A 13,034-nucleotide genomic window follows, 5' to 3' on the forward strand; every position below is an offset into this window, starting at 1 on the left:
ACACTGGGGGATGGGACGCAGGCGTCAGGTCCCTCCTCCGGGCCCCCGGGGCCTATCCAAAGTCCCAAAAGGACGCCCCACGACAGCGACACGCGGGGGGGCCCCCCCCCCCCCCCCCCCTCCCCCGCTGTCGTGTACGGGCGGCTACTGCGCGTCCCCGCCGTGGATGCCGTGGTGGTTGTCCTCCACCCGGCGGCGGTGCAGCTCGTGGCGCTCGCGGTGGCGCTCGTGACGCTCCCGGTGCCGCTCGTGGCGCTCCTGGTGCCGCCGCTGGTGTTCCAGGCGCCGAACCTCCCGCGCCTCCAGCTTCGCCTGGCGGCGCTCCTCCTTCAGGCGCTGCCGCTCGGCCTTGCGGAGCTTGCGCTCGACACCGACGCCGCCCATGAGGGCGAAGCCGGTGACGGTCACGCGCGGGGAGCCGGGCGTGCCCTCGCCCGTGGCGTCGTCGCCGAAGCCGCCCATGAAGCCGAAGCCCCTCACGGTGACGTTCAGTTCGGGCGGCACGGTGACCTGGATGCCGCCCATGATCGTGAAGCAGCGGATCACGACCTCGCGGTCGGCGAAGCGGGCCTCGCGCAGGTCGATCTCGCCGCCGCCCCACATCGCGAACGAGGTGAAGAGCCGACCGATGGTCCAGCGGCCCTTGCGGCTGAAGCCGCTCCAGAAGGCGAAGGCGCCGCCGGAGGTGGGCTCGGCGCCCACGACCACGCGCTCCGCCCAGTCGATCTCCGTCGACTCGCCGTCGGCGGACCGCTTGACCAGGGAGGTCTTCGGGGCGACCGCGCCGGCCGCGGGCAGGTCCCGGGTGAGGGGCGCGAGGTCGCCGTACGTACGGGCCCGGTAGGCCGCGTCCACCCGCTCGTTGAACTCGTCCATGTCGAGGCGGCCCTCGGCGACCGCCTCGCGCAGGACCTCCGCGACGCGTTCGCGGTCGGCGTCGGACGCGCGCAGCTCGGGGTTCGGCGAGCCGGGGACGGCCGGCGGCGACGCGGGGGGTTGGGAAGACTCGGCGTCCGTCATACCCCGAAGCCTACGAGGTCCCCCTGTCGGCGTACATCTTGGCGATGACGGCCTCGATGTCCGGCTCGCGCACGGACAGGTCGAGCAGCGGATAGCGCTCGGCGATCGCGGCGACCAGCGGGGCCGCCGAGGCGGCCGCGGGGAAGGCCAGCCACTGCCGGGGGCCCTCGGTGCGCACGACCCGCGCCGACTCGACGTCCAGGGGCGGCAGTTCGTGCTCCAGGTCCACGACCAGCATGCGTTCGCTCTGGCCCACCTCGTGGAGGCCGGCCAGCGGGCCGTCGTACATCAGGCGCCCGTGGTCGATGACCATGACGCGCTTGCACAGCTGCTCGATGTCGGTGAGGTCGTGCGTGGTGAGCAGGACCGTGGTGCCGGACTCGGCGTTCAGGTCGCGCAGGAAGCCGCGGACCTTCGCCTTGCTGACCACGTCGAGGCCGATGGTCGGCTCGTCCAGGTAGAGGACCTCCGGGTCGTGCAGGAGCGCCGCCGCGATGTCGCCGCGCATGCGCTGGCCGAGCGAGAGCTGCCGTACGGGGACGTCCAACAGGGCGCCCAGGTCCAGGAGTTCGACACAGCGGTCGAGGTTCTCGGCGAACCGGGCGTCCGGGATCCGGTACATGCGGTGCATCAGGCGGTACGAGTCGATGAGCGGCAGGTCCCACCACAGCGTGGTGCGCTGGCCGAAGACGACGCCGATGTGCCGGGCCAGGCGGGTGCGCTCGCGGGCCGGGTCGATGCCGGCGACCCGCAGCCGGCCGCCGCTGGGCGTGAGGATGCCGGTCAGCATCTTGATCGTGGTCGACTTGCCCGCGCCGTTCGGGCCGATGTAGCCGACCATCTCGCCGCGCGGCACCTCGAAGGTGATGCCGTCGACGGCGCGCACCTCGCGCCGTTCGCGGCGCAGGAAGCCGGTCTTCTTGCGTACGTCGAAGACCTTCTCGACGCCGTCGAGGGTGATGAACGCGTCGCTGTCCACGAAAGAGTCAGCTCCCTGTGCTGCGGTACGAGCGGAGTCCCGCGCGCCAGGCGAGGCCCGCGAGCGCGAGGCACGCGAGGGCCACCAGCGGCGGTGTGAAGGCGGCCCACTCCGGCAGGCCGAGCGGATAGGGGCGGTCCAGGACGTACAGGCCGGGCAGCCAGTTCACGAAGGCGATCGGCACGACGAAGGTGACCCCGCGCACCAGGTCGTCGGCGAAGACGGTCGGCGGGTACTGGAGCAGCGTGTTGCCCCCGTACGTCACGGAGTTCTGCACCTCGGACGCGTCCTGGGCGACGAACTGGAAGGCCGCGCCGAGCACGAAGACGGCGGCGAAGATCCCGGCCCCGCCGATCAGCATCAGTGGCACGAGCAGGACCTTCAGGGGTGTCCAGGCGATGTCCGCGCTCCCGAGGCCGTACGCGAGGACCAGCAGGCCCTGGGTGATCCGGCCGAGGCGGCGCAGCGCGAAGCGGTCGGCCGCGACCTGCGCGAGCACCGGTACGGGGCGGACCAGGAGCGTGTCGAGCGTGCCGTCGCGCACCCGGGTGCCGAGCCGCTCCATGGAGCCCATGGTGAGGTCGGCCACGCCGAAGGCGGTGGACGCCGCCCCGTACAGGAAGGCGATCTCGCCGAGGCCGTAGCCGCCGAGCCGGTCCACCTGGGAGAACATCAGCAGGATCGCGACGAAGTCGAGCGCGGTCGCCGCGAAGTTCCCGACGGCCGTCAGCGCGAAGGAGGCGCGGTACGCCATCGTGGAGCGGATCCACATGGCGGTGATCAGGCGGTAGGCGCGCACGCCCTCGCGGGCCCTGGCGAGGGGCCCCGCCGGGGCGCCGAGGCCACCGTGCGCCGGGACCTGCGCAGGCTCCCGTGGTGACTCAGCCACCCTGGACCACCACCCGTCGGGTGGCCACGCCCTGGAGGAGCCGTCCCGCGGCGAGCAGGGCGGCCGCCCAGGCGGCCTGGAAGGCGTAGATCGTAAGGAGCCCGGTGCCCGTGTGCTTGCCGAGGAACACGTCGGCGGGCACCTGGAGCAGCGCCGACCAGGGCAGGGCGCGGGCGACCTCGCCGAGGGCGCCGGGGAACACGTTCAGGGGCAGCAGCATGCCGGAGAAGAACATGCCCGCGAGCCAGGAGATCTGGGCCACGCCCGCGCCGTCCAGGAGCCAGAAGGCGCTGAGCGCCACCAGGTAGCGCAGGGCGAAGCTGACGACGACGCCGAGGAACACGGCGAGGAGCGTCGCGAGCCACGTCAGCGGTGATGTCGGCAGCGCGAGCCGGAAGGCGAGCGCCCCGAAGGCCATCGGCACCACCCCACGGCCCAGAAGGTGGAACGCCGCCCGGCCCAGGTCACTCGCGAGCCACCACGCCTGGAGGTCGGCGGGCCGGTAGAGGTCGGTCGCGACGTCGCCGGTGCGGATGCGTTCCATCAGGTCGGCCTCGAAGCCGCCGCCCATCGCCGCGACGGCCATCAGGAGGGCCTGACCGAGCCAGACGTACGTGAGCGCCTGCGCCTGGTCGTATCCTCCTAGTCCGGGTCTCTCGTCCCAGAGGGCTTTGTAGGTGTAGGCCAGGATCACCCCGAACACCGTGTTGGTGAACACACCCGCCAGCGTCGCCATCCGGTACGTGGCGAATCTCCGGAAGTTTCCTCCGGCGACGGCCGCGTACAAGCGGAACCGTCCTGTTCTCACGCACATCCCTTTCAGAGAGCCTCGTCCCGCTCCAGGCCGGGCGCCCGGACCGCGTGTCCGGACCGAAGCGCAGGAGCCTAATGTGAGCGGGGCCGTCCGTGCCAGGCAATTTCGCCGCGCGGCGCGTGCCTGGTCAGATAGGCATGCGGAGACAGTGTGCAATGGGTCGTACGAGGCGTACGACGCGAACTGGGAGTTCCGCGAGACATGAGCAGCGACGAGCCGCAGCAGCAGCGTGGCCCCGGGCGCGGGCCCGCTGACGGGCCCGGGGAGCCCGCCGCCCCCGAGGACGGGCCTGCGGCCCCGCGCCAGGACGCCCCCGAGGGAGCCCGCCGCCCCGCCGCGGGGCGCCGCCCGGGCGTCCCCGGCGAGGGTGACGCGCCCGCACGCCGGGATGACCCCGCCGGGTCCGGCCGGGGCGCCGGGCAGGGCCGGGGCGCGCCCGACCCCGCCACGCGGCAGATCCGGCCGATCACGGACCAGGACGGTCCCGCCGCGCCCGCCAAGGGCCAAAGCGGCTCCCCGGCCGCGCGCGAGGAGGGCCCCGCCGCGCCGCCCAAGGCCAAGGGCACCCCGGCCTCCCCCGCGAACGACCCCGCGACCCAGCAGATCCGCCCCGTCGCGGCCGGGCCCCGAGGAGCCGGGGGCGCCGGGAGCGGTCCCGCCACGACCCGGCTGCGGCCCACGCGGGCCGACGGGCCCGCCGCTGGGCACCAGGAGCCCGGCAAGGCGGAGCCGCGGGGCTGGGCGCCCCGCGACCCGGACACGGGCGGCGCGGGCGGCGCGGGCGGTGACGGCGAGGGGGCGAGCCCCGCCGCACCCGTGGCGCCCGGCAAGAAGGGCAAGAAGGCGAAGCGGCCCAAGCGCAAGGGCTGGCGGCGTCTCATCCCGACCTGGCGGATGGTGCTCGGCACCTTCATCCTGTTGATCCTGCTGGTCGTGGGCGCGTTCATGACGGGCTACTTCCTCGTGAACATCCCGCCGGCCAACGCCATGGCCACCAAGCAGAGCAACGTCTACCTGTACGCCGACGGCACCGAGATCGCCCGCGACGGCAAGGTCAACCGCGAGAACGTGCCGCTGTCGAAGGTGCCCAAGAAGGTCCAGCACGCGGTCCTCGCCGCGGAGGACCGGGACTTCTACAGCGAGTCCGCCGTCGACCCGAAGGCGATGCTCCGCGCGGGCTGGAACACGCTCACCGGCAAGGGCAAGCAGTCCGGCTCGACGATCACCCAGCAGTACGTGAAGAACTACTACCTGGCGCAGGAGCAGACGGTCTCCCGCAAGGTGAAGGAGTTCTTCATCGCGATCAAGCTGGACCGCGAGGTGAGCAAGGACGACATCCTCCAGGGCTATCTGAACACCAGCTACTTCGGCCGCAGCGCGTACGGCGTGCAGGCCGCGGCGCAGGCGTACTACGGCGAGGACGTCGAGGACCTGACCGTCGCCCAGGGCGCGTACCTGGCGACCCTGGTGAACTCCCCCAACGCGTACGACGTGGCGACGCACCCGGAGAACAAGCCCCGTGCCGTCGCCCGCTGGAACTACGTCCTGGACGGCATGGTCAAGGAGGGCTGGCTCGACCAGGCCGAGCGGGACAAGGTCAAGTTCCCGATGCCGGAGCAGGCGAAGGGCGCGCCGGGCCTGTCCGGCCAGCGCGGCTACGTCGTGAAGGCCGTCGAGGACTACCTGATCGAGAACCGGATCGTCGACGAGGACGCCCTCAGCAAGGGCGGCTACCGCATCACCACCACGCTCCAGAAGCCCAAGCAGGACGCCTTCGTCAAGGCCGTCGACGACCAGGTGATGTCGAAGGTCGACAAAAAGGCCCGCAAGATCGACAAGAACGTGCGCGTGGGCGGCGCCTCGGTGGACCCGAAGACCGGCAAGGTCGTCGCGATGTACGGCGGCATCGACTACACGAAGCAGTTCGTGAACAACGCGACCCGGCGCGACTACCAGGTCGGCTCGACCTTCAAGCCGTTCGTGTTCACCTCGGCGGTGGAGAACGGCTCGGCCACGCAGTCCGGCGCCCCGATCACGCCGAACACGCTGTACGACGGCAACAACCGCCGCCCGGTGCAGGGGTGGAGCGGCGGCTCGTACGCGCCCGCGAACGAGGACGACGTCAACTACGGCGACATCAGCGTGCGCGAGGCCACGGACAAGTCCGTGAACTCGGTGTACGCGCAGATGGCCGTCGACGTCGGCTCGGACAAGGTCAAGGACACCGCGGTCGCGCTCGGCGTCCCGGCGAAGACCCCGGACCTGACCGCGTCCCCCTCGATCGCGCTCGGCCCGTCCACGGCGTCCGTCCTGGACATGACCGAGGCGTACGCGACGCTCGCCAACCACGGCAAGCACGGCACGTACACGCTCGTCGAGAAGATCAGCAAGGACGGCCAGGACATCGCCCTTCCGCAGCGCAAGACGTCAACGGCGGTGAGCCGTGAGGCCGCCGACACGACGACGTCGATCCTCCAGAGCGTGGTGCAGTCCGGCACGGGCCGCGAGGCGCTGAACGCGGGCCGTCCTGCGGCGGGCAAGACCGGTACGGCGGAGAGCGACAAGGCGGCCTGGTTCGCGGGCTACACCCCCGATCTGGCCACCGTGGTCGCGGTCATGGGCCAGGACCCGGTCACGGCGGCGCAGACGCCGCTGTACGGGGCGCTGGGCGAGACCCGCATCAACGGCGGCGGCTACCCGGCGAAGGTGTGGTCGCAGTTCACCAGGGAGGCCCTGGAGGGCAAGCCCGCCACGGAGTTCGACCTCCAGCTGGAGCCGGGCTCGGAGGAGCCGGTCGCCCCGGACCCCTCGCAGTCGGCCGAGGAGCCCGACGAGGACACGGACACGGGAGGCACGACCGGCGGCGACGACGACGGCGACCAGACCGGCGGCGGCGGCGACCAGGGTGGCCAGCAGGGCGGCGGCGACCAGGACGGCCAGGACGGCGGCCAGCAGGGCGGCCGGAACCAGGGCCAGGACGGCGGCGGTCAGCAGGGTGGCCAGCAGGGCGGCGGCGACCAGGGCGGCCAGGACGGCGGCCAGCAGGGCGGCGCGGACGGCGGTGGCGCGGCGGACGGCGGCGCGGCCGACGGCGGTGCCGCGGACGGCGGTGGCGGTGACCAGGGCGGCGCCGCGCAGGGCGCGCTCGGCGGCCTCACCACGGGCCCGAACGGCCGGAGCCGGGGCGACTGACACCCGTGAGGGGCGCGGGGCGATGACCGTCCCGCGCCCCGGCAGGGGCTCAGTGGCCGCTGGTCGCCTTCAGGCCCACCACGGCCACGAGCAGCAGGCACACGAAGAAGATCCGGGCCGCGGTGGCGGGCTCGCCGAGGGCGACCATGCCGACCACGGCGGCGCCCGCGGCGCCGATGCCGACCCACACGCCGTAGGCCGTGCCGATGGGGAGCGTCTTGGCCGCGTACGACAGCAGGACCATGCTGGCGACGATGCCCGCGCCGGTGAACACGCTCGGCCACAGGCGGGTGAACCCCTCGGTGAACTTCATGCCGATCGACCAGCCGACTTCGAGCAGACCGGCGACGACGAGCAGGACCCAGGCCATGACGGCACCTCCGAGAAATGGACTTCAGGGGTGCGTCGTCTTTGCGGGGCCCGGTACGGCGCGTCTCGTCGGGGTGTCTCCACGGTAGCAAAGGGCAGACAAAAGGGGCTGGTGACGACGGTCACCAGCCCCTTCGCGCGACAGCGCGGACGGCTACAGATAGAGCCCCGTGGAGTCCTCGGAGCCCTCGAAGCGGTCCGCGGCCACCGCGTGCAGGTCGCGCTCGCGCATCAGCACGTACGCCGTGCCCCGCACCTCGACCTCGGCCCGGTCCTCCGGGTCGTACAGCACCCGGTCGCCCGGCTCCACCGTGCGCACGTTCTGCCCGACGGCGACCACTTCCGCCCAGGCCAGACGGCGGCCGACGGCCGCGGTGGCCGGGATCAGGATGCCGCCGCCGGAGCGCCGCTCGCCCTCGGAGGTGTCCTGGCGCACGAGCACGCGGTCGTGCAGCATCCGGATCGGCAGCTTGTCGTCGTGGGTGCTGGTGTCATGTGTCTTGGCGCTCACGCCCCGAACCTACCTGCCCGCACGCGCCCTGTACGCCCCCGGGTCAGCCCTTGCGGCGCCGGGAGCCGACGGTGACGAGCCCCACGAGACCCACGACCACCAGGGCCACCGGCACGATCCGCTCAAGACGCGGCCGGCCGTCCGCCGAGACGAGCTGGCCGCGCACGTCGGAGACGAAGCGGTTCGCCCCCACGTAGGCCCGCCCGAGGGTGTGGTCCACCTTGGCCGCGGCCTTCGCCTTGGCGTCGCCGACGATGGTCTTCGGGTGGACCCGCACCCCGATCTCGTCGAGGGTCTCGGCGAGCTGCTCGCGCCGGCGCTTGATGTCCGCCTCGATCTGCGCAGGGGTCCTGGCATCCGCATCCGACACCGGGCTGCCTCCGTGGGGTGTGTTCCTTGTACTCGGACCTCCACAGTCTGTCAGCTTCGCCCGCGCCGCACCCCACGGCACCCCTATTACGCTCGACTTACCCTCGACCCCGTCACCACAGCTTGGTGCGTACGCGCACCGTGAGGAGCCCAAGAATGAGCGAGCGACTGCAGCCCGGCGACACCGCCCCCGCCTTCTCCCTGCCCGACGCCGACGGCAAGCAGGTCTCCCTCGCGGACCACAAGGGCCGCAAGGTGATCGTGTACTTCTACCCGGCCGCCCTGACGCCCGGCTGCACCAAGCAGGCCTGCGACTTCACGGACAACCTGGACGCGCTCGCGGCCGCGGGCTACGACGTCATCGGCGTCTCCCCGGACAAGCCGGAGAAGCTCGCGAAGTTCCGCGAGAAGGAGAACCTGAAGGTCACGCTGGTCGGCGACCCGGCCAAGGAGACCCTGGAGGCGTACGGCGCCTTCGGCGAGAAGAAGCTGTACGGCAAGACGGTGACGGGCGTGATCCGCTCGACCGTCGTCGTGGACGAGGACGGCAAGGTCGAGCACGCGTTCTACAACGTGAAGGCCACCGGCCACGTGGCCAAGATCATCCGCGATCTCGGCATCTGAGGACCGCGCGGCCGTCGGGGCGAGTGTGAGAAACCCCCCTCCGACGGGGGACTCTCGTTTGCGATCGCGGACTCCGAGTAGGCGTCCTGGAGAACCACCCGCTCCGAAAGGACCCCTTCCATGGCGGCCAGCAGGTACCAGGCCGACGCCGAGGCCGATCCCCTCGCCCCCGACGCGGATCCGGAGGCGGTGAAGCGTCACCGCCTCCTGTTCCGCACGGTCAGACGGCGTCGGAACCCACCCCTGCGGCGCACCGACATCACCGTCACCGACGACGCGGCGGTGCGCCGCGCGGTGAAGGCGGCGTCCCTTGGCAACGCCATGGAGTGGTTCGACTTCGGCATCTACAGCTATCTGGCCGTCACCATCGGGCATGTGTTCTTCCCGTCGGGGAACGGCACGGTCCAGCTGCTCTCGTCGTTCGCCACGTTCGCGGTCTCGTTCCTGGTCCGGCCGCTGGGCGGGATGGTGTTCGGGCCGATGGGCGACAAGGTCGGCCGCAAGAAGGTCCTTGCCCTGACGATGATCCTGATGGCGATCGGCACCTTCGCCATCGGCCTGATCCCCAGCTACGCCACCATCGGCTTCTGGGCGCCGGTCCTGCTGATCCTCTTCCGCCTGGTGCAGGGCTTCTCCACCGGCGGCGAGTACGGCGGCGCCTCCACCTTCATCGCCGAGTACGCCCCCGACAAGCGGCGCGGCTACTTCGGCAGCTTCCTGGAGTTCGGCACGCTCGCCGGGTACGTGGGCGCGGCAGGCCTGGTCACGATCCTGACGACCACGCTCGACGACGGCGCCATGGAGGCCTGGGGCTGGCGCGTGCCGTTCCTGGTGGCGGGCCCGCTCGGCCTGGTGGGCCTGTATCTGCGCCTTCGCCTGGACGAGACCCCGGCGTTCCAGAAGCTCACGGACGAGAGCTACCACTCCGCTTCGGACGCCGCGTCCGCCGTCGAGACCTCCGCCAAGGGCGACCTGGCCAAGATCTTCCGCGAGTACTGGCCGACGCTGATCCTGTGCGTCGCGCTGGTCGGCGCGTACAACGTCACCGACTACATGCTCCTGTCGTACATGCCGACGTACCTCACCGACGAGCTGGGGTACGACGACACGCACGGGCTCGTGATCCTCATCGTGACGATGCTGGTGCTGATGCTGGTGATCAACCGGATCGGCGTCCTGTCCGACCGCTTCGGCCGCAAGCCGCTCCTGATGACCGGCATGGTGGGCTTCCTGGTGCTGTCGGCCCCGGCGTTCCTGCTGATCAAGCAGGGTTCGCTGATCGCGGTCTCGGCGGGCATGCTGATGCTCGGCCTGTCCCTGGTGTGCCTGCTCGGCACCATGTCGGCGACGCTGCCCGCCCTCTTCCCGACGCCGGTGCGCTACGGCTCGCTTTCGGTGGGCTACAACCTCTCCGCCTCGCTGTTCGGCGGCACCGCGCCGCTGGTGATCACCGCGCTGATCAGCGTCACGGGCTCCGACATGATGCCCGCCTACTACTCCATGGCGGCGGCGGCCGTCGGCATCGTCGCGGTCGCCTGCATGAAGGAGACCGCGCAGCGGCCGCTCAGCGGCTCGCCGCCGTGCGTGGAGACCAAGGAGGAGGCCGCCGACCTGGTGGAGGCGCAGGCCTCGGTGCCCAAGTTCTGACTCCGCCCGGCGACCGCGGGCAGGCGCCCATTACGATGGGGCGGCACGCGGCCGTGGTGGAATTGGCAGTCACGCTGGGTTTAGGTCCCAGTGGGGTAACACCCGTGAGGGTTCGAGTCCCTCCGGCCGCACTCTCCCGCAGGGCGGTCCCTTCGGAAGCAGACGTGGGAAAGGGCGCCCCCGCCGCACGCGGGGGCGCCCTTCGCCGTCCGTGCGCGCCGGGTCAGCCGAGCAGCTCCCGCACCACCGGCACCAGGGCGCGGAACGCCTCGCCGCGGTGGCTGATCGCGTTCTTCTCCTCGGGCGTCAGCTCGGCGCAGGTGCGGGTGTCCCCCTCGGGCTGGAGGACCGGGTCGTAGCCGAAGCCGTTCGTCCCCGCGGGGGCGTGGCGCAGGGTGCCGCGCAGCCGGCCCTCGACGACGCGCTCGGTGCCGTCGGGCAGGGCGAGGGCCGCGGCGCAGGTGAAGTGCGCGCCCCGGTGGGCCTCGTCGATGTCGCCGAGCTGCGCGAGGAGGAGGTCGAGGTTGGCCTTGTCGTCGCCGTGGCGTCCGGCCCAGCGCGCGGAGAAGATGCCGGGCGCCCCGCCGAGCACGTCGACGCAGAGCCCGGAGTCGTCGGCGACGGCGGGCAGGCCGGTGGCCTGTGCCAGGGCGTGCGCCTTGAGCAGGGCGTTCTCGGCGAAGGTGACCCCGGTCTCCTTGACGTCGGGAATCTCGGGGTAGGCGTCCGCGCCCACGAGTTCGTGGTCGAGGTCCGCCGCGGCGAGGATCGCCCTCAGCTCGGTGACCTTGTGGGCGTTGCGGGTGGCGAGGATGAGACGGGTCATGCGACCAGTATCCGTCCCGTCGCCGGGACCCGGCCGCCCGGCCGGGGCCCCCGCCCGCCACGCGGCGTCAGTTCGTGCAGGCCTTGGTGACCTTGCCCGCGGCGTTCGCCATCGGGCGGAGGTCGGGCGTCTTGTCGCCGTTGTCGACGGACTTCTCCACGTTGTCGACGGCCTTCTGCATCTCGTCGACGGCCTCGCTGATGTCCTCGTCGTCCTCGTGGTCCCTGCGGATGTCGTTCAGGTCGCCCCTGATCTTGTCGAAGCGCTTCTCGGACTTCCGGTCCGGGTAGAGGACCGCGTCCTGGGCGGCCTGCCGGAGCGCGTCGGCGCCGTCGGACACGGCGTCGGCCGCCTTGACGCAGTCCACGGCGTCCTTCGGGTCGCAGGCGACGAGGCCGAGCGTCGCGGGGACGGCGATGAGAGCGGTGGTTATGGCGACGGTGACACGGCGGTGGCGCACGGCCATGGATGGTTCCCTCCCGTTATGCGGTGTGCGAGCGTGCGGTGGTACCCGCACGCTCCACCTCATAGAACGCCCGCGGTCGGCGGGACGGTTGCTCGACGGAGGACGAACCCCTTTACACGGACGGCTACTTGGCCGAATCCAGTGCCTCGCGCTGGAGCGCGGTCAGCTCCGCGCAGCCCGCGACGGCGAGGTCGAGCAGCGCGTTCAGCTCCTCGCGCGCGAACGGCTCGGCCTCGGCGGTGCCCTGCACCTCGACGAACCGGCCGTCGCCGGTGCACACCACGTTCATGTCGGTGTCGGCCTTGACGTCCTCCTCGTAGGCGAGGTCGAGCAGCGGCACGCCGCCGACGATGCCGACGGACACGGCGCTGACGCTGCCGGTGAGGGGCTTGCGGCCGGGCTTGATGAGCTTCTTGCCCTGCGCCCAGGTGACGGCGTCGGCGAGGGCGACGTACGCGCCGGTGATGGCGGCGGTGCGGGTGCCGCCGTCGGCCTGGAGGACGTCGCAGTCCAGGACGATGGTGTTCTCGCCGAGCGCCTTGTAGTCGATGACGGCGCGCAGCGAGCGGCCGATGAGGCGGGAGATCTCGTGCGTGCGGCCGCCGATCTTGCCGCGGACGGACTCGCGGTCGCCGCGGGTGTTGGTGGAGCGCGGCAGCATCGAGTACTCGGCTGTGACCCACCCCTCGCCGCTGCCCTTGCGCCAGCGGGGCACGCCCTCGGTGACGGAGGCCGTGCAGAAGACCTTGGTGTCGCCGAAGGAGACGAGGACGGAGCCCTCGGCGTGCTTGCTCCACCCCCGCTCGATGGAGATGGGACGAAGCTGTGCAGGGGTACGACCGTCGAATCGAGACATGCCGACGACCCTATAGGGCCCCCCGGAACCCACCCGACCGGTTCCCGCACCCACCGTCGGCGGGGGGCCTCGCCCCGCACCGGGGCGGGCCGGGGGCGCAGCCACCCCGAGCAACGCAAAAGGGGCGCGGGCCCGGCTACCCGGACCTGCACCCCTCAGCGGAGCGGAGTCGCTCACATCATGTCTTCGATCTCCGCCGCGATCGGGTCCGCGTCCGTGCCGATGACGACCTGGATCGCCGTGCCCATCTTCACCACGCCGTGCGCGCCCGCGGCCTTCAGGGCCGCCTCGTCGACCAGGCCCGGGTCGTTGACCTCCGTGCGGAGACGGGTGATGCAGCCCTCGACCTCTTCGATGTTGTCGATGCCGCCGAGCCCGGCAACGATCTTCTCAGCCTTGCTGGCCATTGCTTACTCCCTGCTGTGAAAGGACGCGGCCACGACACCGTAGGTCCGCTTTGTCACGGTAACGC

14 protein-coding genes, 1 tRNA gene and 1 riboswitch are annotated in these 13,034 nt (G+C 71.8%); of the genes, 4 read left to right on the forward strand and 11 right to left on the reverse strand.

What is annotated here, in order from left to right; translation table 11 throughout:
- Positions 1-144 precede the first annotated feature (144 nt).
- Genes AC07GB_RS29005 through AC07GB_RS29020 form a run of 4 tightly spaced genes read right to left on the reverse strand, consistent with a single transcriptional unit; the run spans position 145 to position 3,702 of the window.
- Positions 145-1,020 (reverse strand): DUF1707 SHOCT-like domain-containing protein, encoded by an 876-nt coding sequence (locus AC07GB_RS29005; RefSeq protein ID WP_478850525.1) that lies wholly within the window; start codon positions 1,018-1,020, stop codon positions 145-147.
- Between the two features lie 10 nt (positions 1,021-1,030).
- Positions 1,031-1,999, reverse strand: coding sequence for an ABC transporter ATP-binding protein (locus AC07GB_RS29010; RefSeq protein WP_478850527.1), 969 nt, complete (start codon positions 1,997-1,999; stop codon positions 1,031-1,033).
- A gap of 7 nt (positions 2,000-2,006) precedes the next feature.
- Entirely contained in the window at positions 2,007-2,888 is an 882-nt protein-coding gene (locus AC07GB_RS29015) for an ABC transporter permease (protein ID WP_478850529.1), read from the reverse strand.
- Positions 2,881-3,702 carry an ABC transporter permease gene (locus tag AC07GB_RS29020; RefSeq protein WP_478850531.1) on the reverse strand — a complete coding sequence of 274 codons (822 nt, stop codon included), beginning with the start codon at positions 3,700-3,702 and terminating at the stop codon, positions 2,881-2,883. Before AC07GB_RS29020 ends, AC07GB_RS29015 begins: the two co-directional genes overlap by 8 nt.
- 201 nt (positions 3,703-3,903) lie before the next feature.
- On the opposite strand from AC07GB_RS29020, the gene AC07GB_RS29025 reads away from it, so the two are divergent.
- Positions 3,904-6,894 (forward strand): transglycosylase domain-containing protein, encoded by a 2,991-nt coding sequence (locus tag AC07GB_RS29025; protein WP_478850533.1) that lies wholly within the window; start codon positions 3,904-3,906, stop codon positions 6,892-6,894.
- 49 nt (positions 6,895-6,943) lie between these two features.
- On the opposite strand, the gene AC07GB_RS29030 is transcribed toward AC07GB_RS29025, so the two are convergent.
- The 3 genes from AC07GB_RS29030 to AC07GB_RS29040 all read right to left on the reverse strand — a co-directional run bounded on the left by AC07GB_RS29030 (position 6,944) and on the right by AC07GB_RS29040 (position 8,144).
- Positions 6,944-7,264: a DMT family transporter gene (locus tag AC07GB_RS29030; RefSeq protein ID WP_478850535.1), complete on the reverse strand. Its 321-nt coding sequence runs from the start codon at positions 7,262-7,264 to the stop codon at positions 6,944-6,946.
- 29 nt (positions 7,265-7,293) lie between these two features.
- Positions 7,294-7,358: riboswitch (guanidine-III (ykkC-III) riboswitch) on the reverse strand.
- A 59-nt stretch (positions 7,359-7,417) separates the two neighbouring features.
- Positions 7,418-7,774, reverse strand: coding sequence for a GroES family chaperonin (locus AC07GB_RS29035; RefSeq protein ID WP_478850537.1), 357 nt, complete (start codon positions 7,772-7,774; stop codon positions 7,418-7,420).
- A 43-nt stretch (positions 7,775-7,817) separates the two neighbouring features.
- Positions 7,818-8,144 (reverse strand): DUF3618 domain-containing protein, encoded by a 327-nt coding sequence (locus AC07GB_RS29040; protein ID WP_478850540.1) that lies wholly within the window; start codon positions 8,142-8,144, stop codon positions 7,818-7,820.
- Between the two features lie 155 nt (positions 8,145-8,299).
- Here AC07GB_RS29040 and bcp point away from each other — a divergent pair, with 155 nt between their 5' ends.
- The 3 genes from bcp to AC07GB_RS29055 all read left to right on the forward strand — a co-directional run bounded on the left by bcp (position 8,300) and on the right by AC07GB_RS29055 (position 10,545).
- A complete protein-coding gene (gene bcp, locus AC07GB_RS29045; RefSeq protein WP_030686824.1) occupies positions 8,300-8,767 on the forward strand; it encodes a thioredoxin-dependent thiol peroxidase in 468 nt (155 codons plus the stop codon).
- 120 nt (positions 8,768-8,887) lie between these two features.
- Positions 8,888-10,414, forward strand: a complete 1,527-nt coding sequence (gene proP / locus AC07GB_RS29050; protein WP_478850542.1) for a glycine betaine/L-proline transporter ProP — start codon at positions 8,888-8,890, stop codon at positions 10,412-10,414.
- Between the two features lie 47 nt (positions 10,415-10,461).
- Positions 10,462-10,545, forward strand: a tRNA-Leu gene (locus AC07GB_RS29055).
- 92 nt (positions 10,546-10,637) lie between these two features.
- Here AC07GB_RS29055 and rdgB read toward each other — a convergent pair.
- The 4 genes from rdgB to AC07GB_RS29075 all read right to left on the reverse strand — a co-directional run bounded on the left by rdgB (position 10,638) and on the right by AC07GB_RS29075 (position 12,969).
- Positions 10,638-11,240, reverse strand: coding sequence for an RdgB/HAM1 family non-canonical purine NTP pyrophosphatase (rdgB, locus tag AC07GB_RS29060; RefSeq protein WP_478850544.1), 603 nt, complete (start codon positions 11,238-11,240; stop codon positions 10,638-10,640).
- Between the two features lie 67 nt (positions 11,241-11,307).
- Entirely contained in the window at positions 11,308-11,706 is a 399-nt protein-coding gene (locus AC07GB_RS29065; protein WP_478850546.1) for a hypothetical protein, read from the reverse strand.
- A gap of 124 nt (positions 11,707-11,830) precedes the next feature.
- Positions 11,831-12,562 carry a ribonuclease PH gene (rph, locus tag AC07GB_RS29070; protein ID WP_478850548.1) on the reverse strand — a complete coding sequence of 244 codons (732 nt, stop codon included), beginning with the start codon at positions 12,560-12,562 and terminating at the stop codon, positions 11,831-11,833.
- Between the two features lie 173 nt (positions 12,563-12,735).
- Positions 12,736-12,969, reverse strand: coding sequence for a PTS sugar transporter subunit IIB (locus AC07GB_RS29075; RefSeq protein WP_107417711.1), 234 nt, complete (start codon positions 12,967-12,969; stop codon positions 12,736-12,738).
- Between the last annotated feature and the right edge of the window lie 65 nt (positions 12,970-13,034).

This window comes from Streptomyces sp. NPDC045778, from assembly GCF_056431945.1.